The sequence below is a fragment of the Curtobacterium sp. MCBD17_030 genome (assembly GCF_003224255.1).
Lineage (GTDB): Bacteria > Actinomycetota > Actinomycetes > Actinomycetales > Microbacteriaceae > Curtobacterium.
Genome location: NZ_QKLI01000001.1, coordinates 89,702 through 113,313, shown reverse-complemented (window position 1 = coordinate 113,313; position 23,612 = coordinate 89,702). Strand labels below are relative to the sequence as shown.

The 23,612-nt window shown below is 71.2% G+C and carries 17 protein-coding genes; 12 read left to right on the top strand and 5 right to left on the bottom strand.

Annotated elements, in window-relative coordinates:
* The first annotated feature begins 106 nt into the window (after positions 1-106).
* Together DEI89_RS00520 and DEI89_RS00515 are read left to right on the top strand one after the other, a co-directional pair.
* On the top strand, positions 107-1,471 hold the full coding sequence (locus DEI89_RS00520) for a hemolysin family protein (RefSeq protein ID WP_110902467.1): 1,365 nt from the start codon (positions 107-109) through the stop codon (positions 1,469-1,471).
* Positions 1,468-2,508, top strand: a complete 1,041-nt coding sequence (locus DEI89_RS00515) for a hemolysin family protein (RefSeq protein ID WP_110902087.1) — start codon at positions 1,468-1,470, stop codon at positions 2,506-2,508. The genes DEI89_RS00520 and DEI89_RS00515 overlap by 4 nt, the downstream gene beginning before the upstream one ends.
* Before the next feature lie 167 nt (positions 2,509-2,675).
* Here DEI89_RS00515 and DEI89_RS00510 read toward each other — a convergent pair whose 3' ends face one another.
* Positions 2,676-4,115 (bottom strand): GuaB1 family IMP dehydrogenase-related protein, encoded by a 1,440-nt coding sequence (locus tag DEI89_RS00510; protein WP_110902086.1) that lies wholly within the window; start codon positions 4,113-4,115, stop codon positions 2,676-2,678.
* Between the two features lie 190 nt (positions 4,116-4,305).
* Between DEI89_RS00510 and DEI89_RS00505 the strand changes: the two genes are divergently transcribed.
* The 5 genes from DEI89_RS00505 to DEI89_RS00485 all read left to right on the top strand — a co-directional run bounded on the left by DEI89_RS00505 (position 4,306) and on the right by DEI89_RS00485 (position 12,626).
* Positions 4,306-8,109: a multifunctional oxoglutarate decarboxylase/oxoglutarate dehydrogenase thiamine pyrophosphate-binding subunit/dihydrolipoyllysine-residue succinyltransferase subunit gene (locus DEI89_RS00505; protein WP_181421437.1), complete on the top strand. Its 3,804-nt coding sequence runs from the start codon at positions 4,306-4,308 to the stop codon at positions 8,107-8,109.
* Between the two features lie 257 nt (positions 8,110-8,366).
* Positions 8,367-9,779, top strand: a complete 1,413-nt coding sequence (locus DEI89_RS00500; protein WP_220034501.1) for a sugar porter family MFS transporter — start codon at positions 8,367-8,369, stop codon at positions 9,777-9,779.
* Positions 9,776-10,594: a DeoR/GlpR family DNA-binding transcription regulator gene (locus DEI89_RS00495; RefSeq protein WP_220033163.1), complete on the top strand. Its 819-nt coding sequence runs from the start codon at positions 9,776-9,778 to the stop codon at positions 10,592-10,594. The genes DEI89_RS00500 and DEI89_RS00495 overlap by 4 nt, the downstream gene beginning before the upstream one ends.
* A gap of 62 nt (positions 10,595-10,656) precedes the next feature.
* Positions 10,657-11,706 (top strand): SIS domain-containing protein, encoded by a 1,050-nt coding sequence (locus DEI89_RS00490; protein ID WP_110902083.1) that lies wholly within the window; start codon positions 10,657-10,659, stop codon positions 11,704-11,706.
* The gene (locus DEI89_RS00485; RefSeq protein ID WP_110902082.1) at positions 11,703-12,626 is read left to right on the top strand and encodes an ROK family protein; all 924 of its coding nucleotides are present in this window, start codon (positions 11,703-11,705) and stop codon (positions 12,624-12,626) included. The genes DEI89_RS00490 and DEI89_RS00485 overlap by 4 nt, the downstream gene beginning before the upstream one ends.
* A gap of 55 nt (positions 12,627-12,681) precedes the next feature.
* Here the strand turns inward: DEI89_RS00485 and DEI89_RS00480 are convergent, their stop codons facing one another.
* The 3 genes from DEI89_RS00480 to DEI89_RS00470 all read right to left on the bottom strand — a co-directional run bounded on the left by DEI89_RS00480 (position 12,682) and on the right by DEI89_RS00470 (position 14,243).
* The gene (locus tag DEI89_RS00480; protein ID WP_110902081.1) at positions 12,682-13,119 is read right to left on the bottom strand and encodes a GNAT family N-acetyltransferase; all 438 of its coding nucleotides are present in this window, start codon (positions 13,117-13,119) and stop codon (positions 12,682-12,684) included.
* A gap of 69 nt (positions 13,120-13,188) precedes the next feature.
* Complete coding sequence (locus DEI89_RS00475; protein ID WP_110902080.1) at positions 13,189-13,431, bottom strand: zf-HC2 domain-containing protein; 243 nt, start codon at positions 13,429-13,431, stop codon at positions 13,189-13,191.
* Positions 13,428-14,243, bottom strand: coding sequence for a sigma-70 family RNA polymerase sigma factor (locus tag DEI89_RS00470; RefSeq protein WP_110902079.1), 816 nt, complete (start codon positions 14,241-14,243; stop codon positions 13,428-13,430). Before DEI89_RS00470 ends, DEI89_RS00475 begins: the two co-directional genes overlap by 4 nt.
* A 152-nt stretch (positions 14,244-14,395) precedes the next feature.
* Here DEI89_RS00470 and aroA point away from each other — a divergent pair, with 152 nt between their 5' ends.
* The 4 genes from aroA to DEI89_RS00450 are packed head-to-tail and all read left to right on the top strand — an operon-like array spanning position 14,396 to position 18,816.
* Positions 14,396-15,763 carry a 3-phosphoshikimate 1-carboxyvinyltransferase gene (gene aroA / locus DEI89_RS00465; protein ID WP_110902078.1) on the top strand — a complete coding sequence of 456 codons (1,368 nt, stop codon included), beginning with the start codon at positions 14,396-14,398 and terminating at the stop codon, positions 15,761-15,763.
* The gene (gene rsgA / locus DEI89_RS00460) at positions 15,760-16,815 is read left to right on the top strand and encodes a ribosome small subunit-dependent GTPase A (RefSeq protein WP_110902077.1); all 1,056 of its coding nucleotides are present in this window, start codon (positions 15,760-15,762) and stop codon (positions 16,813-16,815) included. Before aroA ends, rsgA begins: the two co-directional genes overlap by 4 nt.
* Before the next feature lie 53 nt (positions 16,816-16,868).
* Entirely contained in the window at positions 16,869-18,011 is a 1,143-nt protein-coding gene (locus DEI89_RS00455) for a hypothetical protein (RefSeq protein ID WP_146236650.1), read from the top strand.
* Positions 18,012-18,030: 19 nt separating this feature from the next.
* The gene (locus tag DEI89_RS00450) at positions 18,031-18,816 is read left to right on the top strand and encodes an inositol monophosphatase family protein (protein ID WP_110902075.1); all 786 of its coding nucleotides are present in this window, start codon (positions 18,031-18,033) and stop codon (positions 18,814-18,816) included.
* Positions 18,817-18,837: 21 nt separating this feature from the next.
* Here the strand turns inward: DEI89_RS00450 and DEI89_RS00445 are convergent, their stop codons facing one another.
* Positions 18,838-20,403, bottom strand: coding sequence for an MFS transporter (locus DEI89_RS00445; protein ID WP_110902074.1), 1,566 nt, complete (start codon positions 20,401-20,403; stop codon positions 18,838-18,840).
* A gap of 502 nt (positions 20,404-20,905) precedes the next feature.
* On the opposite strand from DEI89_RS00445, the gene DEI89_RS00440 reads away from it, so the two are divergent.
* Positions 20,906-23,605 (top strand): LuxR family transcriptional regulator, encoded by a 2,700-nt coding sequence (locus tag DEI89_RS00440; protein ID WP_110902073.1) that lies wholly within the window; start codon positions 20,906-20,908, stop codon positions 23,603-23,605.
* Positions 23,606-23,612 lie beyond the last annotated feature (7 nt).

The following is a 23,612-nucleotide window of genomic DNA, read 5'->3' as shown; positions in this document are numbered from 1 at the left end:
GAGGCATTGTGGACGACCCTCCTAGTTCTGACCATCACATGCCCGCCGCTCACACAGTGAGCTGCCCGACTCCGAGGTGTGCCTCGTGAGCCCCGTCGACATCGTCATGCTGATCGGCGGCATCCTGCTGACGCTCGGCACCGGCGTCTTCGTCGCCTCCGAGTTCGCGCTCGTGAACCTCGACCGCGCCGACGTCGAAGCCCGCCGAGACCGCGGTGAGACCGGTCTCAGCACCGTCATCGGTGCGCTCAAGGTCACCTCGACGCACCTGTCCAGCGCGCAGCTCGGCATCACGCTGACGACGCTGCTCACCGGCTACCTGCTCGAGCCGTCGATCGCCACGCTGCTCGAAGCGCCGTTCCTCGCGATGAACCTCGCCGAGGGCGTCGTCGAGACCGTGGGCTCGATCGTGGCGCTCGTCATCGCGACCCTGCTGTCGATGATCCTCGGCGAACTCGTGCCGAAGAACTTCGCGCTCGCCCTGCCGCTGCAGACCGCACGCCTGGTCGTGCCCCTGCAGGTCGGCTTCACGACGGTGTGCAAGCCCGCCGTCGCCCTGCTCAACGGCACCGCGAACGCCGTCCTCCGCGCGATCGGCATCGAACCGCAGGAGGAGCTCTCCGGCGCCCGCAGTGCCGAGGAGCTCACGTCACTGCTCCGCCGGTCCGCGTCCGAGGGCTCGCTCGAACAGGACACCGCAACGCTGCTCGAGCGCACGCTGTCCTTCTCCGAGCTCAACGCCAGCGACGTGATGACGCCGCGTCCGCGCCTGTCGACGATCCGCGTGTCCGACAGCGCCGAGGCGGTCATCGCCCTGGCGCGCAAGACCGGTTTCAGCCGCTTCCCCGTCATCGAGGAGGACGCGGACGACGTCGTCGGGCTCGTGCACGTCAAGCAGGCCGTCTCGGTCCCGCGTGAGAAGCGCGCCGAGGTGCCGGTCGGCGCCCTGATGACCGACGCCGAACGAGTGCCGGAGACCATGCCCGGCGACACCCTGCTCACCGAGGTCCGAGGTCGCGGCTACCAGATGGTCATCGTCGTCGACGAGTACGGCGGGACCGCCGGCGTCGTCACGCTCGAGGACCTGGTCGAGGAGATCGTCGGCGAGGTGTCCGACGAGCACGACCGGGCGCGCATCGACGTCGTCCGGAGCCGCGGCTGGCTGACCTTCCCGGGGCTGCTGCGCCCCGACGAGCTGGAGGACCGCGCGAGCGTCACCGTCCCCGAGGACGGCCCCTACGAGACCGTCGGCGGGTTCCTCATGCAGGAGCTCGGACGCCTGCCCGTGGTGGGTGACGAGGTCGCCATCGACTCCGGCGTCTTCCGCATCGAGCGGTTGGACGGCCGGCGCATCGACCGGATCCGGTACACGCCGAACCCGGTCGGCGAGGACACCCTGGGCAGCAGCGCCGGCAACGGCAACGGCAACGGCAACGGCACCACCACGACGGACCAGGAGGCCACCCGATGAGTTCCGACTGGTGGGGCATCTTCTGGCTGTTCGTGCTGCTCGGCGGCAACGCGTTCTTCGTCGCAGCCGAGTTCGCCGTGATCTCGGCCCGCCGCTCGCAGATCGAGCCGCGTGCGGAGCAGGGGTCGCGAGCCGCACAGATGACACTGTGGGCGATGGAGCACGCCACCCGGATGCTCGCGACCACACAGCTCGGCATCACGGTCTGCTCGCTGCTGATCCTCAACGTCTCCGAGCCGGCGATCCACCACCTGCTCGAGGTCCCGCTGCACCTGACGGGCTGGAGCGGCGAGGTCATCGGCGTCATCGCGTTCGTCTTCACGCTGCTGCTCGTGTCGTTCCTGCACGTGGTCTTCGGCGAGATGGTCCCGAAGAACATCTCGTTCTCGATGCCGGACCGGGCGGCGCTGCTGCTCGTCCCGACGCTCTGGTACATCGGCCACGGCCTGCACTGGGTCGTCGTCGGGCTCAACGAGGTCGCGAACGCGGTGCTGCGCCTGTTCAAGGTGGAGCCCAAGGACGAGGCCGTCAGCGCGTACACGGTGGAAGAGGTGCAGACCATCGTCGAGCAGTCCCGACGCGAGGGCACCCTCGCCGACGACTCCGGCACACTTCGGATGGCGTTCGAGTTCACCGAGAAGAAGGTCAAGGACGTCGCCGTGCCGATGTCCGGGCTCGTCACCCTCCACGAGGACGCGACGCCCGCCGACGTCGAACGGGCCGTCGCCCAGCGCGGCTTCTCGCGGTACGTCCTGGTCGACGACGCGGGCGACCCGACCGGGTACGTGCACGTCAAGGACGTCATCGACCTGCGGCCGGACGAGTTCGACGACCCGGTGCCGCCGAAGCGCATCCGCCAGCTCATCTCGCTCTACACGGAGATGGACCTGGAGGACGCGCTCGCGACGATGCGCGGGGCCGGACGCCACGTGGCGCGGGCCTTCGACGCGGACGGCCGGACGACGGGCGTGCTGTTCCTCGAGGACATCCTCGAGGAACTCATCGGCACCGTCGAGGACGCGACCCGGCGTCGCTGACCCGACGTCGTGATTCCACTCGTGGCAGCGTCAGTCGTGTCCCGGTCATCGGCGCTGGACTGTCGCTTCCGCGGTGAGGACGGCCGAGCCCGCCGCTGACGCGACGCCCTCACGGACGGGAGGCCCGGTACCAGCTGGTACCGGGCCTCCCGTCCGTCGGTGCTCCCCTACCAGCTGACGGGCAGGGGCTTGCCCTCCTCGTAACCGGCGGCGGACTGGATGCCGACCAGGGCACGGTCGGCGAACTCGGGCAGGCTCGTCGCGCCGGCGTAGGTGGCGGAGCTGCGGAGGCCCGTCGTGATCATGTCCAGCAGGTCCTCGACGCTCGGCCGCTCGGGATCGAGGTAGATCGTCGAGGACGAGATGCCCTCCGCGAAGAGCGCCTTGCGCGCCCGCTCGTACGGGTCGAGGCGCTCGAAGCGCTCCCGCACCGCCTTGGCGGACGCCATCCCCCAGCTCTCCTTGTACGCGCGTCCGGCGTCGTCGCGGCGGAGCACGCCGGGTGCCTCGAGTGTGCCGGCGAACCACGAGCCGATCATCACGGCCGACGCACCCGCGGCCAGGGCCAGCGCGACGTCGCGGGGGTAGCGGACGCCACCGTCGGCCCAGACGTGCGCGCCGAGCGAACGCGCGGCGGCGGCGGTCTCGAGGACGGCGGAGAACTGCGGACGACCGACCGCCGTCATCATGCGCGTGGTGCACATCGCCCCGGGACCGACCCCGACCTTGATGATGGACGCACCCGCGGCGACGAGGTGGGCCACGGCGTCGGCGGTGACGACGTTGCCGGCGACGAGCGGGATGCCGAGGTCGAGCGCGGACACCGCGCGCAGCGCGCGGATCATGCCCTCCTGGTGACCGTGCGCGGTGTCCAGGACCAGGACGTCGACACCGGCGTCCGCCAGCGCTGCGGCCTTCGCGGCGACGTCGCCGGTGATGCCGACGGCCGCGGCGACACGCAGTCGGCCGGAGGCGTCGACCGCGGGCCGGTAGATGTCGGAGCGGATGGCGCTCGTCGGGCTGACGGTGCCGACGACCTTGCCGTGTCGCATCACCGGCGCGAAGTCGACGCCGGCCGCGGTGAGCACGTCGTACACATGGCGGGAGGACCCGGCGTCCTCGGCGTCGATCGCGGTCGTCGCGCCGTGCAGCAGGTCGCCGAGGACCGCGTCCGCACCGGCGGTGGCGAGACGGGTCGCGGGCACGCAGCCGAGGTACTCCCCCGCCTCGTCGCGGACCACGACACCACGGCCGGCGACGGGCAGCAGCTGCTCGAGCGCCTCGGCGACGGTGGTGTCGGCGCCCAGGTCGAGCGCGGAGTCGAACGCGACCGGCTGTGCCTTCACCCAGCGGATCGCCGCGTCGAGGTCCTGCAGGTGCATGTCCTGCGGCAGCACGCCGAGGCCGCCCCGCCGAGCGAGGGTCGCGGCCAGTCGCGGACCGGTCACGGAGTTCATGTTCGCGCTGACGATCGGGATCGTCGCGCCGGTGCCGTCGTTCGTGGCCAGGTCCACGTCGAAGCGGCTCGTCACGCTCGACCGGCTGGGGACGAGGAAGACGTCGGAGTAGGTCAGGTCGTGGGTCGGCCGCGTCTCGTAGAACCTCATGACGGCCACTGTACGGCGGCCTGCGGAGGGCCGCCGGGGAGCGCCACGCGGACCGGGTCTGGAGGCTCGACTCACCCGCCGTCTCCCACCTCACGGCCACGGATGAGCGGCTAGGGTTGACGGCGTGCGGGACAGGGTTGCCCTGCACGACACACACGAGCATCAATCGACGGAGAGTGGGCGATCGGCTGTGTCGAGCCATCTGACCGGAACTGACGAGACCGCGGGCGAATTCGGCGCGAACGAGTGGCTGGTGGACGAGCTCTACGAGCAGTTCGTCGCCGACAAGAGCAGCGTCGACGAGTCCTGGTGGCCGGTCCTCGAGAGCTACCACCGCGCCCAGTTCAGCAGCACCGCCTCCACCACCTCGACCGACTCGACCGCCGCGACCGACTCGACCGCCGAAGCCCCCGCGCAGGCCGCTGCCGCCGCAGACGCCCCCGCCGAGCAGCCCTCCGCCGTCGCCGGGCCGTCCAGCACACAGCAGCCCGCGACCGGTGAGGCGAAGACCCCGCTCCAGGCCCGGACCACCTCGCGCCAGCCGACGCCGCCGCCCATCCCGGCCGAGGCGAACGACTCCGCCGACGAGCACGAGGAGACCCACGAGGACGTCGCCACCCCGCTGCGCGGCATGGCGAAGACCCTGGCGTCGAACATGGACGCCTCGCTGACCGTCCCGACCGCGACCAGCGTCCGGACGATCCCGGCGAAGCTGATGATCGACAACCGGATCGTCATCAACAACCACCTGCGCCGGGCCCGCGGCGGCAAGATCTCCTTCACGCACCTGATCGGCTGGGCCATGGTCCAGACGCTCAAGGAGTTCCCGAGCCAGAACGTCTCCTACGAGGAGCGCGACGGCAAGCCGTTCCTCGTCACCCCCGCGCACGTCAACCTCGGCATCGCGATCGACGTCCCGAAGAAGGACGGCACGCGCTCCCTGCTCGTCCCGAGCATCAAGCGGGCCGAGACCCTGACGTTCGGGCAGTTCCTCTCCGTCTACGAGGACGTCGTCAAGCGCGCCCGGGACAACAAGCTGACCCCGTCGGACTTCCAGGGCACGACGATCTCCCTGACGAACCCCGGCGGCATCGGCACCGAGCACTCCGTCCCGCGCCTGACCAAGGGCCAGGGCTGCATCGTCGGCGCCGGAGCGCTCGAGTACCCGGCGCAGTTCCAGGGCTCGGCACCGAAGACGCTGGTCGAGCTCGGCGTCGGCAAGACCATCACGCTGACCAGCACGTACGACCACCGCGTCATCCAGGGCGCCGGCTCCGGCGAGTTCCTCAAGAAGGTGCACGAGCGGCTGATCGGTCAGCACGGCTTCTACGACGACATCTTCGCCGCGCTCCGGATCCCGTACAAGCCGATCCAGTGGGCGAACGACATCAACGTCGACCTGGCGCACCGGGTGAACAAGACCGCACGCGTGCAGGAGCTCATCAACAGCTACCGCGTCCGCGGGCACCTGATGGCCGACATCGACCCGCTCGAGTACCGGCAACGCACGCACCCCGACCTCGAGATCGAGAGCCACGGGCTGACCTTCTGGGACCTCGACCGGGAGTTCGTCACGGGCGGGCTCGCCGGCACGACGACCGCCCCCCTGCGCGACGTCCTCGGGATCCTCCGCGACGCCTACTGCCGCACCGTCGGCATCGAGTACATGCACATCCAGGACCCGGAGCAGCGCCGCTGGGTGCAGGAGCGCATCGAGGTGCCCTACTCGAAGCCGTCGAAGGACGAGCAGTTGCGTGTCCTCGGCAAGCTCAACGAGGCCGAGGCGTTCGAGACCTTCCTGCAGACCAAGTACGTCGGCCAGAAGCGCTTCTCGCTCGAGGGCGGCGAGTCGACAATCGCCTTCCTCGACACCCTGATCCAGAACGCCGCCGGCGCCGGCCTCGACGAGGTCGCGATCGGGATGGCGCACCGCGGCCGCCTCAACGTCCTGACGAACATCGCCGGCAAGACGTACGGCCAGATCTTCCGTGAGTTCGAGGGCACCCAGCTGCCCGGCACCGTCTCCGGGCAGGGCTCGGGTGACGTCAAGTACCACGTGGGCACCGAGGGCGTGTTCCGCGCGTCCGACGGCACGGCCATCCCGGTGACGATCGCGGCGAACCCGTCCCACCTGGAGGCCGTCGACGGCGTGCTCGAGGGCATCGTCCGGGCCAAGCAGGACCGGAAGCCGGCGGGGACGTTCGGCACGCTGCCGGTGCTCGTGCACGGCGACGCGGCCATGGCCGGACAGGGCGTGGTCGTCGAGACGCTGCAGATGTCGCAGCTGCGCGGCTACCGCACCGGCGGCACCGTGCACCTGGTCATCAACAACCAGGTCGGCTTCACCACCCCGCCCGAGTCCGCGCGCACGTCCGTCTACTCGACGGACGTGGCGAAGACCATCCAGGCACCGGTCTTCCACGTGAACGGCGACGACCCGGAGGCCGTGTCCCGCGTCGCCGACCTGGCGTTCGCGTACCGCGAGGAGTTCCACCGCGACGTGGTGATCGACCTGGTCTGCTACCGCCGCCGCGGCCACAACGAGGGCGACGACCCCTCGATGACGCAGCCGCTGATGTACAACCTCATCGAGGCGAAGCGCTCCGTCCGCACGCTGTACACCGAGGCCCTCGTCGGCCGCGGCGACATCACGCAGCAGGAGTACGACGACGCGCACCGCGACTTCCAGGACCGCCTCGAGCGTGCGTTCGCCGAGACGCACGAGGCACAGACCGGAACCATGCCGATGGTCTCGGTCGACGACTCCGGTGCCGTGAACGGTCTCGAGCGTCCGACCTCCCAGCGTGACGACTCCGAACTCGAGGTGCGCGAGACGGCGATCTCGCAGGAGCTCGTCGAACTCATCGGCGACGCGCACGGCAACCCGCCGTCGGGCTTCTCGATCCACCCGAAGCTGCAGCAGCTGCTCACGAAGCGCCGCGAGATGACGCGTGCCGGCGGCGTCGACTGGGCGATGGCCGAACTCATGGCGATCGGTTCGGTCCTGGTCGAGGGCAAGCCCGTGCGGTTCGCCGGACAGGACGCCCGCCGTGGCACGTTCGTGCAGCGTCAGGCGGTCTTCCACGACCGCACGAACGGTCAGGAGTGGCTGCCGCTCGCCAACCTGACCGAGGACCAGGCACGCTTCTTCATCTACGACTCGCTCCTCAGCGAGTACGCGGCGATGGCGTTCGAGTACGGGTACTCGGTCGAGCGCCCAGAGGCCCTGGTGCTGTGGGAGGCGCAGTTCGGCGACTTCGCGAACGGTGCCCAGACCGTGATCGACGAGTTCATCTCCTCGGCGGAGCAGAAGTGGGGCCAGCGCTCCGGCCTGGTGCTGCTGCTCCCCCACGGCTACGAGGGTCAGGGACCGGACCACTCCTCCGGCCGCATCGAGCGCTACCTGCAGCTCTGCGCGCAGGACAACATGGTGGTGGCTCGCCCGTCGACCCCGGCGTCGTACTTCCACCTGCTCCGCCGACAGGCGTGGGCGAAGCCGCAGAAGCCGCTCGTGGTGTTCTCCCCGAAGGCGATGCTCCGCCTGCGCCAGGCGACGAGCGCCGTCGCCGACTTCACGTCCGGCTCGTTCCAGGAGGTGCTGGACGACGACCGCCTGCAGTCGCACGGCATCGACCGTCGTTCGGTGCGCCGCGTCGTCCTGCACTCGGGCAAGATCCACCACGACCTGCGGACCGAGGCCGAGAAGCGCGGCACGACCGACGTCGCACTCGTCCGGCTCGAGCAGCTCGCCCCGCTGCCGCTCGACCGGATCCTCGAGGTGCTCGCGAGCTACCCGGAGGCCGAAGTCGTCTTCGCGCAGGAGGAGCCCGAGAACCAGGGCGCCTGGCCGTTCGTGTGCATGAACCTCTCGCCGCACCTCGACGGTCGGCCGCTGTCCGTCTCGTCCCGTTCCGCGAGCGCGGCCCCGGCCACCGGTTCGTCGAAGCGCAGTGCGCAGGAGGCCGCCGACGTCATCGACCGCGCGCTGCGGTAGCCCTTCGCACACCCGCACGTACAACGCGCCCCGTTCCGACGGGGCGCGTTGTTCGTTGTCGGGGCGGGTCGGAGCGCAGGACAGGCGGATGCTACGGGGATCCCGTTTCGGGCGTGTGTCCAGATCGTGCACGATAACGCGCACGCTTTTGCTCTTGTCTGCGCGATTCCGTGCAGCAACACTGACTGGTGCACCGCCGCTTCCACCGGAAGCGTCCCATCTCTCCCAGTGACGTGAACGAGCAAGGACGACGACAGATGACATCGATGACCCGAGTGCCTCCCGCTCGCGACCGGATGACGGGGTACGTGTACATCGCGATCGCCGTCAGCACCCTGGGCGGACTCCTCTTCGGCTACGACATCGGTGTCTCCGGTGGCGCGGGCGGCTTCGTCGCAGGCGACTTCCACCTCGGCAGCTTCCTCGAAGGCGCGGTCGTCAGCGGATCGACACTCGGTGGGGCCATCGGCGCGCTGGCCGGCGGCCCGCTCGCCGACCGGTTCGGACGCCGGTGGACGCTCCTGCTCTCCGGGGTCCTCTTCAGCCTGGGGGCGTTGGTCTCAGCGGTCGCTCCGGACCTGTCGGTCCTGATGGCCGGGCGGATCGTCGTCGGTGTGGGTGTCGGCGCGGCCTCGGTCCTGGTGCCCGTGTACATCGCCGAGCTCGCACCGGCCCGTCTCCGCGGAGCGCTCGTGGCAGGCTTCCAGCTGCTCACCACCCTCGGGATCCTGGTCGGCTACGGCATCAACGCTGCCCTGGCATCGACGGAGGCATGGCGATGGTCGCTCGGTCTGGCCTCGGTGCCCGGCGTGCTGCTCGCGTTCGGCGTCCTGCTCATCCCGGAGTCTCCGCGGTGGCTCATCGTCCAGGGGCGCCGGGAAGCGGCACTGCAGGTCCTCCGACGCATCCGTGGACGCGATGACGTGTCACACGAGGTGGCGGAGATCGAGGCGGTCGACAACGAGGACGAGTCGGCCCAGCGCGGCCGCTGGCGTGACCTGTTCCGCGGGTGGGTCCGCCCGATGGTCGTCATCGGCATCCTGGTGGCCTTCTTCGCGAACGGCTGCGGGATCAACCTCATCGTCTACTTCGCCCCGCAGATCCTGCAGTCCATCGGGATGGGCGCGTCGGCGTCACTCCTCGCCACCGTGGGTCTCGGCGTGGTCAACGTCGTCTTCACCGGCGTCGGGATGGCACTCGTGGACCGTGTCGGCCGCCGACCCATGCTGCTGATCGGATCGATCGGCATGACCGGGTCGCTCGGTGCCCTCGCCGTGCTGCTCGCCCTCCCCGCGAGCGGCAGCACCGCAGCACTCTCCCTCGTCTGCCTGGCGGTCTACATCGTCGTGTACGCCGTCAGCCCAGGCCTCGTCGCCTACGTGGTGATCTCCGAGATCTTCCCGCTGCACGTCCGTGCCAAGGCGACGGCAGCCGCCACGTTCGTGATCTTCGTCACGAACCTGCTCATCGGACTGTTCTCGCTGCCGCTGCTCGACTCCATCGGCGCACCGGCGACGATGTCGATCTTCGCCGTGATCTGCCTGGTGTTCGTCGGCTTCTGCTTCCGCATGCCGGAGACGAAGGGGCGGACGCTCGAAGAGCTCGAGGAGCACTTCCGCGCGGGTTCCGTCCGGACCGGCGCCGATGACGAGAGCCACGTCAGAGCATGACTACGATCGAAGCACCTGCACACCACTCCTGGGGGTCGCCGATGCCGCAGACGCCGGCCGAGCGCCGTCAGGCGATCCTCGACCGGGTGCGCGACAGCGGGTACGTCAGAGCAGTCGACCTGACGTCAGCGCTGCACGTGGACTCGTCGACGATCCGTCGCGACATGGAACGCCTGGAACGGGCTGGCCTCATCCGGCGGTTGCACGGCGGCGCGCTCCCCGCGGACCCGGCCGACACGATCGACACGCCCTACGAGGTACGGCGTTCGCAGCACCTCGCCGAGAAGACCGCGATCGGTGTGACCGCGGCGGGCCTCGTGCGTGACGGTCAGTCCGTCCTGATCGACAACGGCTCCACGGCTTTCCAGGTCGCTGCAGCGCTCGGCGACCACCGGGACCTGACGGTCGTCACGAACGACCTGATGGTCGCGATGTGCCTGCGGAGCCAGGGAGTCCACCAGGTGCACGTCACCGGCGGGCTGCTGCTCGACACGGTGTTCACCCTGGTCGGCCCCGTGGCGACACAAGCGGTCGAGGGCCTGCACGTGGACTGGGCGTTCCTGGGTGCCGAAGGCGTCGATCCCGACGCGGGCATCACGAACATCAACGTCGTCGAGCTCCCCCTGAAACGCGCGATGATCGCCGCCGCGCGGAACATCGCGGTCGTCGCGGACAGCTCGAAACTCGGCCGGCGCTCGCTCGCGACCGTGTGCGCACTCGACGACGTGGATGCCGTGATCACCGATGACGGCATCCCGGTCGAGGACCGCGCCGCGTACGGCGACGTGCTCCGCTGCGTCCCGGTCCCCCGCTGACGCAGCGACCTCGCGGCACACCGCACCACCTCACCCATCTCAGAGACAACGAGGGAACCACCATGTCCAACGGCCCCGCCGAGACCTCCTCCTACATCGACGACATCCTGGAGCAGCCCGCGGCGCTCCACCGGCAGGCGGACGCTCCGCTGCCCGAGGCACTCCGCGACGTCGACCTCCGCGACCACGACCGGATCATCCTGACCGGGATGGGGTCGTCCGACTACGCCGCCGTCCCGATCGAACGTGCGCTCGCTTCCGCCGGCCTGCCGGTCGTCCGGATCGACGCCGGTCAACTCCTGGACGTCCCCCAGCGCGTCACGAACCGGACGCTGGTGTGGGCGACGTCCCAGTCAGGGCGGAGCGGCGAGGTCGCCGCCCTCGCGGACGTGCTCACCGGGTCCAGCAAGCCAGCGCTGACCATCGCCACGACCGACGACACGTCGAGTCCGCTCGCCGCGATGGCCGACATCGTGCTCGAACTGCACAGCGGCCCGGAAGCCACCGTCAGCACGAAGAGCTACCTCAACACCCTCGCAGCACAGCACCGCGCCCTCGCACGCATGACCGGCGGATCGGTCGACGACGTCGACGCGGACGTCCGCAGGATCGCCGACGAGGTCTCGGCCCTGTTGACCGAGTGGCCGAACGCCGACACGTTCGCACAGCAGGCCTGGGAGGCACCCCGCGCTCGCTTCGCCTACATCGGCATCGGGGACGACGCGGCGACGGCACTCACCGGCGCCCTCATCACGAAGGAGTCGAGCAAGGTCCCGGTGGAGGGCTTCGTCGGCGGCGCCTTCCGCCACGGCCCGTACGAACTGGCCGGCCCGGGGCTGACCGCGGTGCTGTTCGGCCAGGGTGCGGAGGCAGACCCCTTCCTGCCCGGGCTCGCCGGAGACCTCGTCCGCTCCGGTGCCACCGTCCTGACCGTCGGGCCTCGGGCGTACCCCGGGACCGAGCTGCTCGCCACCCCGGACCGGGACAGCGCGCTCTCCCGACTCACCGTCGGGTCGGTCCGCACCCAGCTGCTCACCCTCGCATTCGCGAAGGCCACCGGTGAGGTCGCCGGGCGCTTCCGCTTCGGCCAGAAAGTGACGGCCGCCCTGTGAACGTCCCGCGCCCCTGCCGTGTCGGGGTCGACCTGGGCGGTACCGGATCCCGCGCCATCGGCGTGGTCGACCGCGAGATCGTCAAGGCGCTCGACGTCCCCACCGCAGAGCTCGGTGCCGGGACAGAGGCGGAACGCGTCGATCGACTGGCTCGACTCATCGAGGACGTGGTGCCCGCGGGCGCAGAACTCACCGCGGTCGGGATCGGGGCAAGCGGACCCGTCGACGTCGTCACTGGCGTGGTCCACAACGGAGCGACGTTGCCCTGGTTCTCCGGTTTCCCCCTCGTCGCACGGCTCGAAGCCCGTCTGCGCGTGCCCGTCGGCATCGACAACGACGCAGTCGCCGCGGCGTTCGGTGAACGCGGCGGCGGTGCCGGGGAGCAGTCCGACCGGCTCCTCATGGTGACGCTCGGCACCGGCGTCGGTGTCGCCATGCTCGTCGACGGGCGCCCGGTCCGCGGCGCGGACGGCGCTCACCCGGAGGGCGGCCACATCCCGATCAGCAGTGCCCCTGAGCGCTGCTACTGCGGCCTCACCGGTTGCTTCGAGCAGGCTGCCTCGCGCACCACGTTGCAGCGCCGCCTCAGCGAGGCGATGCGCGGCAAGCCCATCGAGCGAGGGTTGATCGGCGAAGCGATGACGCGAGCACAGGACGACGACCGGGTGCGTGCGGTGTTCCACGAGTACGCGGTTTCCGTCGGGCGCGGGCTCGCGGCGCTGCACACGCTCTGGCAACCGCGGGTCACGGTGCTCGGAGGCAGCGCAGCGGTCTGTCTGCCGCTCATCCGCGATGACGTCCTCACGGCACTCGACCGGTCCGAGGACTACCGGGTGGACGTCGACCTGCGCGCGGCCACTCTCGGCGACAACGCCGGTGCCATCGGCGCGGCGCTCGCGATCGCGCCCGGCTCGGCGTAGACCGGCGGCGGGCAACGCGCTCTCGCGGAAGGTGCGCGTCGTCTGCGTGCCGGCGCTACCCGATCTTCGTGTACCGAACGCCGGCCTCGTGGTACCCGCGGCGCTGGTAGAAGCGGTGCGCGTTGTCGGTCGCAGCGGCACTGACGGCAGACAGCCGCCGCGCGCCCTGCTCGGCCGCCCACGTCTCGAACGTGCCGAGGAGTGCGGAACCGGTGCCGTGCCTCCTGAACGTGGGATCGACGACCAGCAGCAGGAGCTGCGCGGTCGGCTCGTCACCGGCGTAGGTCCACGTGACCTGCGCGCCAGCGACCGCGATCGGACGACCGTCGTCGCCACGGACCACCCAGGTTCGGTGGCCGGCCTCGGCGGTGAGCCGGTCGAGACGGGCCTGCATCGCGGCGGGCTCGACCCGGTGGCCGAGCAGGCGCAGCAGATCGGTCACCGCGGCGACGTCGGGTTCGGTCCAGGTGCTGATCGGCTCGGCGTCGGTCATGTCCGCACCCTACCCGTTCACGCCGCCGTCACCGCGGGTGTGACGACCCCGGCCGCGCTGGACCGGGCGTCAGTGGGCCGACTGCACCGCGCGGAGCCGGGCGAGGACCTCGTCGCGGAGTTGCTCCGGAGCGGTCTCGCGGCAGGCGCGCTTGACGGTCTCCATGAGCACCACGCCGACGCGGTGTTCCGTGAGGCAGTCCTCGCAGCCGTCCATGTGCTCGCGGATGTCCGCAGCGTCTTCGTGTCGCAGCTCGTCGTGGAGGAACTCCTCGAGTTCCGCCTTCGCCTTCGAGCAGTCACACCCGCTCATCGTCCGTCCTTCCGGGTCGTGCGGGTGCCGGCCGTCGTGGCCGCCCGCGTGCCTGCACCTCGGCCTCGTCCGCGCATCGTCGCCGTCGACGCTGCGTCCGGGACGACACCGGTCTCACGTGCGTGGTCGGCCAGCAGTCCGCGGAGCAGCCGGCGGCCACGGTGGAGGCGGCTCATGACCGTCCCCACGGGGGTCTTCATGATGTCGGCGATCTCCTGGTAGGAGAACCCTTCGACGTCGGCGAAGTAGACGGCCATCCGGAAGTCCTCCGGGATGGCCTGCAGCGCGTCCTTCACGGCGGAGGACGGCAGGTGGTCGATGGCGTCGGCCTCGGCGGAGCGCGCCGAGATCGACTGGGTCACGCTCTCCGCGCCGCCCAGCTGCCAGTCCTCGAGCTCGTCGATCGTGCCCTGGTACGGGTTCCGCTGGTTCTTGCGGTACGTGTTGATGAACGTGTTCGTCAGGATCCGGTAGAGCCACGCCTTGAGGTTCGTGCCCTGGCGGAACTGTCGGAAGGCGGCGAACGCCTTCACGAAGGTCTCCTGCACGAGGTCGGAGGCGTCGGCCGGGTTGCGCGTCATCCGCATCGCCGCACCGTAGAGCTGGTCCATGAACGGCAGCGCCTGGTCCTCGAACAGACGACGCAGCTCGTGCTCGGACACGGTCTTCGCGTCGACGGGCTCGGGCGCTGCGTCGACGGTCCCTGCGTCCGAGCCGAGTCCGGCGAGGTCTTCGTCCTCGACGGCGTCGAGCTGCGCCTCGGTCTCGTCGACCAGGTCGTCCGGTGCGTGCTGCGGTTCGTCGGTCGTCATCGCCCGCCAGTCTAGGCGGACGGTGGTGTCCGGGCCATGTGGCTCGGCGAGCGTCGTGACGACCCGAGGCAGCAGTGCTGTGTCGGCCGTTCGTGACGGTGCGAGTGCGATCACCGTGCTCCTCCCGATGGGTTCAGTAGTCTTGTGAACCGATGGCAGCCACGACGCATTCCCACCCCTGGACCGCCCCGGTCGCGCGCGGCCCGCTGGCCGGCGACGTCGCTCTGCCCGGCTCGAAGTCGCTGACGAACCGGGAGCTCGTCCTCGCCGCCCTGGCCGACGGCCCGTCGACGATCCACCTGCCACTGCACTCGCGGGACTCGTCGCTGATGACGACCGCGCTCCGGCAGCTCGGCGTCGGGATCGACGAGGTCCGCCCCGCGGCCGGCGACCCGGAGAACCCGTACGGTCCCGACCTGCGGGTCACGCCCGGACCGATGCACGGCGACGTCCGGGTGGACTGCGGTCTCGCGGGCACCGTGATGCGCTTCCTGCCGCCGCTCGCCGCCCTGGCCGAGGGACCGGTCACGATCGACGGCGACCCCTACGCCCGGAAGCGTCCGATGGCCGCGGTGGTCCAGGCCCTGGTCGACCTCGGGGTGCAGGTCACCGACGACGGCGGCGGCGCGATGCCCTTCACCTTCGTCGGCACCGGCGCGGTCCGGGGCGGCGCGCTCGACATCGACGCGTCGGCGTCGTCCCAGTTCGTCTCCGGGCTGCTGCTCTCCGCGCCGCGTTTCACCGAGGGACTGCACCTCCGGCACACCGGCGAGCGACTGCCGAGCCTGCCGCACATCGCCATGACGGTCGAGGTCCTCCGCGCCCGCGGCGTGCAGGTCGACGAGCCGTCGGTCGGGGAGTGGGTCGTGCACCCCGGGCCGATCGCAGCGCGTGACGTCACGATCGAACCGGACCTCTCGAACGCGGCCCCCTTCGCCGTCGCCGCCCTCGTCGCCGGAGGCACGGTCCGGATCCGGACCTGGCCGACCGAGACGACGCAGGTCGGTGCCGACCTCGAGACGCTCCTGCCGCTGTGGGGCGCGACCGTGACGCGGGACGGTGACGACCTGGTGTTCGACGGCGGCGTCGGGATCCGGGGTGGGGCCTCCGTACCGGGCGTCGATCTGGACCTGACCCGCGGCGGCGAACTGGCCCCCGCGCTGGTCGCGCTCGCGGCCCTGGCCGACGGACCGAGCGAGGTCTCGGGCATCGGCCACCTGCGGGGCCACGAGACGGACCGGCTGGCCGCGCTCGCGGCGGACGTCAACGGTCTCGGAGGCGCGGTGACGGAACGACCGGAGGGCCTGCGGATCGAGCCGGCACGGCTCCACGGCGGCGACTGGGCCGCGTACGAGGACCACCGCATGGCCACCGCCGGAGCCGTCGTCGGCCTGGTGACTGCGGACGTGACCGTCGACGACATCGGCTCGACCGCGAAGACGCTGCCGCAGTTCCCCGAGCTGTGGGCCGACCTGCTGGCGACGAGCACCGCGCGGACGAGCGAAGGGGATCCGGCATGAGCTGGTGGGACGAGACCGACGGCGGCACCGACGAGGACGAGCCGTACGGCCAGTACGACGAGTCCAGCGTCCGTGTCCGCCCGAACCCGAAGGGCAACCGGCCGCGCACCAAGACCCGACCCTCGTACGACGACGCCCCGACCGGCTGGGTGACGAACGTCGACCGCGGTCGGTTCGGCGTCCTGGTGACCAGCGAGGACGGCGAGCACGTCGTCACCGCGACGAAGGCACGCGAGCTGGGTCGGAAGTCCGTCGTGACCGGTGACCACGTCTCGCTCGCGGGCAACGTCTCGGGTGACGAGGGCTCCCTGGCCCGCATCGTCCGGGTGGCCGAGCGCACCTCGCTGCTCCGACGCAGCGCCGACGACTCCGACGAGGTCGAGCGCGTCATCGTCGCGAACGCCGACCAGATGCTCATCGTCGTCGCCGCGGCCGACCCGGAGCCCCGGACCCGGCTCATCGACCGGTACCTGGTGGCGGCGTTCGACGCGGGGCTCGACCCGATCCTCTGCATCACGAAGACGGACCTCGCCGACCCGACGTCGTTCCTGGCGCACTTCGCCTGCCTCGACCTGCGCATCGTGACGAGCCGCGCGGACGACGTGCCGTTCGAGGCGTTGCACGAGCTGCTCGACGGCAAGGTCACCGTCACCGTCGGGCACTCCGGCGTCGGCAAGTCGACGCTCGTGAACGCCCTGACCGGGTCGACGCGGGCGATCGGCGTCGTGAACTCCGTCACCGGTCGTGGGCGGCACACGTCGTCGTCCTCGATCGCACTGCGGGTGCGGGACGGCGGCTGGATCATCGACACTCCGGGCGTCCGGTCGTTCGGTCTGGGCCACGTGCAGCCGGAGAACGTGTTCCGCGCGTTCGCCTCGCATGCGGTGACCGTGCAGGACTCCCCCGACGGCATCCCGCTCGACCAGGCGCACGACTGGGAGATCGTCGACCGGGTACAGAGCGGCGAACTCGGGACGACCGGCGTCGAGCGCCTCGACTCGTTCCGGGCCCTGCTGACGGGCATGGGCGCCGAGGACCCGGGCACGGCGTAGATCCCGCGCCGCCCCCTCGACTTCGCGTCGAGGGGGGCGTAGTCTCGCTCCTCGTGTCCGAAGTTGCAAAGTACAACTACGCGTCCCCGAACGCGTCGTCCTCCCCCACCGCTCCCACCGTGCACGGCCATGCGGCCCCACGCCCACCGCACCGCTCCCCCGGCGTGCTGCGCCCGCAGGGCCTCGGGCAGGTGCTGCGCTCGTTCGGCTCGCACATCCTCGTCCCGCTCTTCCTCGCGGTCGGGATGACCCTGGCCTACCTGGGTGCCTTCCACGCCCCCACCCCGCACGACCTCCCGGTCGGGATCGTCGGCACGACCCCGACCACGCAGGTCTTCGCGCAGACGGTGACCGACCAGTCCGACGGTGCCCTCGTCGCGCACGTCGTCGACGACAGCCGGGCCGCCGAGCAGCAGGTCCGGGACCGGGAGCTCGCCGCGGTCTACGCCCCGAGCGACGTCGACGCGACGCTCTACGTCTCGACCGCCGCCAGCGAGACCACGGCCTCGGCTGCGGAGGAGGTGTTCGTGCCGATCGCGTTCGAGCAACACCTGCCGTTCCACGTCGTCGACGTCGTCCCGACCGGTGCCGAGGACACCACCGGTCAGGGCCTGTTCTTCCTGCTGGTCGGCCTGAGCGTCGGCGGGTACTCGTCAGCGATCGCCGTCGCCGCCTTCGCCACGCGCCTGCGCCCGGTGTGGACCGCCGTCGTCGGACTCGTCACCGCGGGGGTCGTCGCGGGCATCGGCATCGTCGTCGCCGGCCCGGTGTACGGCGTGCTGACCACCCACCAGTGGCAGGTGTTCCTGTTCGCCTGGCTGTACGACGCGGTCGTCATCGCGCTCGGCGTCGGCCTGCACCCGCTCATCGGCCGGTGGACCACCCCGGTGCTGACGATGCTGTTCGTGATGCTCAACTTCACGTCCTCGGGCGGGATCTTCCAGCCGGCGTTCCAGCCCGGGTTCTTCGCGGGCCTCAACACCTTCTGGAGCGGTGCGGCCTGGCTGCAGGCCGCACAGGACCTGCAGTACTTCGCCGGCGCCTCGCTCGGTCGGAGCGGCCTGGTCCTGGGACTCTGGCTCGTCACCGCCGTGCTGCTCTGCGTCCTCGTCCACGGGCTCGTCGCCCGCCGGACCCGGATCGGCCGCGAGCGTGCGGTCACCCGGCTGGAGGAGGAAGAGGTCGTCGCGGCCTGACCGCCGCTACGCTCGGGTCGTGGACCTCAGCGCCGACCTGGACTTCGCCCGTTCCCTCGCCGACACCGCCGACGCGATCAGCCTGGACCGCTTCCGCGCCGCGGACCTGCACGTCACCGAGAAGGCCGACCACACCGCGGTCACCGACGCCGACCAGGCCGTCGAACGGGTGCTGCGCGATCGACTCACCGCGGAGCGACCGGACGACGCGTTCCTCGGCGAGGAGACCACGGCGGACAGCGGTGCCGAGGCCGTCAGTGCGGGTCATCGCCAATGGGTGGTCGACCCGATCGACGGCACCGCGAACTACCTGCGGGGTGTGCCGGTGTGGGCGACCCTGATCGCACTGGCGGTGGACGGACGTCCGGTCCTCGGCGTGGTGAGCGCCCCGGCGCTCGGCAGGCGCTGGTGGGCCGCCGAGGGTCTCGGCGCGCACTCGCTCGAGGGGCCGCTGCAGGTGTCGGGTGTCCGCACACTCGAGGACGCCAGCCTCAGCTACAACTCCCTGCAGCAGTGGGACGACGACGACCGGCTCGACTCCCTCGTGGCGCTGTCCCGGAAGGTCTGGCGCACCCGGGCCTACGGCGACATGTGGTCGTACATGATGGTCGCCGAGGGGGTACTCGACGTCGCGGGCGAGCCGGACCTCAAGCCGTGGGACATGGCGGCCCTCGTGCCCATCGTGGAGGAGGCCGGCGGGCGCTTCACCTCGCTCGACGGCGACCCGGGGCCGTGGCACGGCAGCGCCCTGGCCTCGAACGGCCTGGTCCACGACGCGGTCGTCGAGGTCGTCCGCCGCGACTGACGGACGGGAGGCCCGACCCGCTCAGTCCTGTCGGCGCGGCTCCGCGACGCGCCCGGCCGACCCCGTCCCGTCGTCCGCCCGCTCGTCGGAGGCGGGGCGGGCCTCCCCGCCGTCCCGCCGCGCGGCACGACGGCGGACCAGCAGGTCGGCGACCGCCAGCACGAGCGCCAGCGCGATGAGCGACACCGTGAAGGTCGTGCCACTGCGGAACGCGTCGTGGTACGCCTCGAGCCGGCCGCCGGACCCCGACCCGGCGGACTCGCTCCGGACGATCCCGTAGAAGATGCTCGTCGCCACCGCGGTGCCGATCGCCGTCCCGACGCGCTGCCCGAGCTGCTGCATCGAGCCGGCGACGCCGGACTGCTCGACCGGGACCTCGGCGAGCGTCAGGGTCTGGTTCGGCGAGACGACGAACCCGCCTCCGAGGCCGCCGACCAGGAACGCCCCGGCCATCGCCCACGGCGTGACCTCCGGCGGGGTGAGGACCGCGGCGAGCATGAGCAGCACGAAGCCGACGACGACGGCCCCGAGCCCGGCGACGACGAGTGCCCGACCGATGCGGTTCACGAGCCGGCCGCCGACGTAGGAGCCGACGGCGCTCGTGATCGCGAACGGGATGCTCACCATGCCGGCGAACACCGGGGCGAGCCCGAGACCCTCCTGCAGGTACAGCGTCACCATGAGGAACGACGCGGGCAGGGCCGCGAAGTAGACGGCGACGATCGCCAGGCCGTTCCGGTAGGACGAACGGCGGAACAGCTCGAAGTGGACGACCGGCGACTTCCCCCGGCGTTTGTACCCCTGTTCCCACAGCACGAACCCGACCAGGAAGACCGCGAAGACCACCAGCCAGAGCCACCGGGCGGCGGATCCACCGCCGCCGGACGTGGTCACGAACGGCAGCATCAACGCGATGATCGCGACTCCGAGCAGCAGGATCCCGACGATGTCGAGCTCGCGGTCCGCTGCCTTCCCTTGCGACCCGCGCGGGAGCAGCCGCCAGGCGAAGACCAGCGCGACGAGGCCGAGCGGCACGTTCATCCAGAACAGCAGCCGCCATCCGTCCTGCTCGCCGCCGAGCGCGATGAGCCCGCCGCCGATGGTCGGGCCGAGCGCTGTGGACACCCCGATGACCGCGCCGAACAGGCCGAAGGCCCGGCCGCGCTCCTCGCCGCGGAACAGCTGCTGGACCAGGCCGATCACCTGCGGCATCTGCGTCCCGGCGGCGAAGCCCTGCAGGATCCGGGTGACCGTGAGCACCTCGATCGTCGGTGCGAGCGCACAGAGCAGACTCGAGACGGTGAAGGCGACGAGCCCGATGACGAACAGCCGGCGTCGGTTGGTCAGGTCACCCAGACGTCCCGCCGGCACCAGGGCCAGCCCGAACGCGAGCGCGTACCCGGCGACGATGAGCTGCAGTGCTGAACTCGTGGCGTGCAGGGACTCCTCGATGGAGGGCAGCCCCACGTTGACCTTCGACAGGTCCAGGATCGTCAGCGCCGCCACCGCGACGCACACCCCGAACGCCCTCCATCGTTGCCGGTCCGACGTCCGGTCGCTCGTCTGTTCGCCCGTTCGGTCACTCATCGACCCGTTCGTACCCGGGACGTGCTCCGGGCAGACCCACGGTTCTGTACCCCGACCCGTATCACGGCGTCCGGACGGGGGTCCGCGGGTCCCCCCGGACTGGGGGCACGCGGATCGAGACCTTTCCCTGACGGACCGCTCAGCACGACCGATGAGGGGTTACCGTTCTCACGACGGAAGTCCAGGTGGATGCAACGGGATCCCTAGTCCCAGCGTGCACCGGACCACCGTCATTCGTCCGAAGACCCTAACCCGAGGGGTGATCAAGACGATGACATCATCGTTCCCGAGCGGAACCGAGCCCACCCAGGCTCGTCATCCGCGATCTGTCCACACGTCGACCCTGCCAGCGAAACGGGTCACCCACCCGTCGTCCGCCGGCACCACCCACCGCGGAGCCACCCACTCCGCTGCGGGCTCCCACGTCGCCGGCTTCCCCGCCGGCGCGTCTCGCTCCCCCGTGCCCGTCACTGGCCCTGGCGCCGGAGGCCGGTGAGTCCTGATGGAACTCACCGGTCGACGCACTGAGGTCGACCGGATCACGACCCTCGCCGTACTCCCTCGGGAGTCCGCGCTGGTCGTCGTCGGCGATCCCGGCTCCGGACGCACGAGCGTCCTCGACGTGGCCAGCAGCCGCGTCTCCCTCCCCGTCGTCCGCATCGGCGTGAACGGCAGCGAATCCCGCTGGCCGCTCGGTGGTGTGACGACGCTCTTCAGCGCACTCGACGACCCTCGGGCCGCCGCACACGTCACCCGGATCCTCGGCACCGTGCGCGACGCGGACCCCGCGCAGGTCATCGTCGTGGCGCACGAACTCCTCGACACGCTGCGCACCCTCCAGATGGCGCCGACCCTGGTCCTCATCGACGACCTCGACCGGATGGACGAGGCGAGCCAGACCCTCATCGCGTTCCTCGCCGGTCGACTCGTCGGCACGTCCCTGCGTGTCGTCGCCACGGTGACCAGCGTGCCGCCCGACAGCCCGCTCGCGGCCCTGCCGGCGCTGCGCCTGGAGGCCCTGCACCCGGACGAGGCGCTGCTGCTCGCCCGTGAGATGGCCGCCGACGACGCGAACGACGGCGTGCTGGCGGTCATCGCGGAGCAGACCGCCGGCAACCCCGGCGTGCTCCGCGAACAGCTCGGCATGCTTCGCCGTGAGCAGCTGCTCGGCGCGGAGCCCCTCGTGCTGCCGCTGCGCCCGACGCCGACCACGGACCGCGTCGCAGCGCCCGTGTTCGCGGCGGTCGCAGGACGCGATCTGGACGTCCTGGCCCGCCTCGCCCTGGTGCCGGTCACGAAGGCCGCCGGTCCGGAGTGGGACCGCGACGTCGTCGAGGACCTCGCGTCCGTCGGCCTCGTCACGGTCCGCGGTCAGTCGATCTCGGTCCGTTCCCCGCTCGTGCGTTCCTTCCTGCACTGGCGGATGACGGCCCGCGACCGTCGGGCAGCCCACGCCGAGCTCGCCGTGTCCGCCGCGACCCACGATCCGCGTTCGGCGTCGTGGCACCGGAGCTTCACGGACGACGTCCCGGACGCCGTCGCCCTGCTGCACGCCGCCCTGGCGTACGCGGCAGACGGCGACTCCGGTGCCGCCGTGATGCTCACCGAGCGCGCCCTGCACGTCGGCGCCCGTTCCGAGAGCGAGCACCTGGCGCTCCTCGCGGTCGCCGAGGTCCTGCTCGCACACCGGCTCCTCGGCTACGCGGCCCGGTACCTCGCCGTGATCGCTCCGTTCCGGTCCCGCCTCGACGACGTGCGCCGCCTCCGGCTGCACTACTCGGTGCAGTACCTCAACGGCGAAGCCGTGGAGGCCGACGAGCTCCTCCTCCCCGCCGACGCGAGCGACGCCGACGAGGCGGAGGCCGTCACGGGGCTCCTGGCCTTGGTCGCCAGCTTCCGGGCCGAGGCCTGGGAACTGGAGCACGCCCGTGACCTGCTGCACCGCGCGGAACCGTTCGAGTCGGCACTGCCTGCCGGAACGGAGCAGATCCTGCAGGCCGCTCGGCAGATGGTCGCCGCGGTCGACGGGCACCTGCCACCGGACCGGGACCTGCACGACGGACTCGCGATGACCAGCCTGCTGGCCCTCTCCGACCCGGCACTGCTCCTCCTCGCCCATGCGCTCAGCCTGTCCGAGCGGTACCGCAGCGCCCGCCGCGTGTTCGCGCTGGTCCTCGCCCGCTCCTCGCACACCGCACCGGTGTGGGTCGAGGCCTCCCGGTACCTGACCGCCGAGAACGAGGTGCGCTCGGGCAACTTCCGGCTCGCCCTCCGTGCGATCGACGCCTGGGAGACCGGGTCGAGCGTCGTCGAGCGACTGCGGGAGCCCTCGCGGGCGATCGCGATCGCCTGGCGGCACTTCCTCGAGGGACGCCCGATGGCGAGCCTCGAGGTGCTCGACCGGTGCCTGGCGCTCCGCTCGACGAGCGGGCTCTGGGGCGCGACGGCGAAGTTGCACGCGTTCCGCGGTCGGGTCCTGCTGTTCGAGGGCCGCGCTGAAGAGGCCGCCGTGGCACTCGAGACCGCCGACGCGATCGGACGGACCGTCCGGAACCCGACGGTGCTCCGGCACCTCGGGGACCTGATCGAGTCCTACGTCCGGCTCGGACGGACCGACGACGCGCGGACCATGACGGCCCGGCTCGCCGCCGACCACCGGGCACACCCGTCGCGTTGGGGCGCCCTCGTCCTGGCCCGGAGCCTGGCGCTCGTCAGCGACGACACCACCCGGGACGCCGCACGCCACCGTGCGCTCGAGTTGTTCGAGCCCACGGATTCGCAGTTCGAACGAGCCAGGACCCTCGCGGCACTCGCCTCGACGGGCACCGGTCCGGACCGTGCGCGACTCGGTGCCGCATCGGCGGCGGCGTACGAGGCAGCGGGGCTCCGTCGTCCGCTCGTCACGCCGCAGGGCGTCGCCGCGATGCCGCCGGCGGTCGGCTCGTCCGCGCTCCGGCAGTCGCAGTACGACTCGACGCCGTCGCCGACGACGCCGCGGAGCGCGCCGGACGGCACGCCGGTGCTGACCCTGCTCACGGCCGAGGAGCAGGCTGTGGTCCAGAAGGTCACGGAGGGCTACCGGAACCGCGAGATCGCCTCGTCCCTGTACATGTCGCAGCGGACGGTCGAGCTCCGGCTCACGCAGATCTACCGGAAGGTGGGGGCGCGCTCACGCTCACACCTGGTGGCGCTGCTGGGGTAGCCGCGAC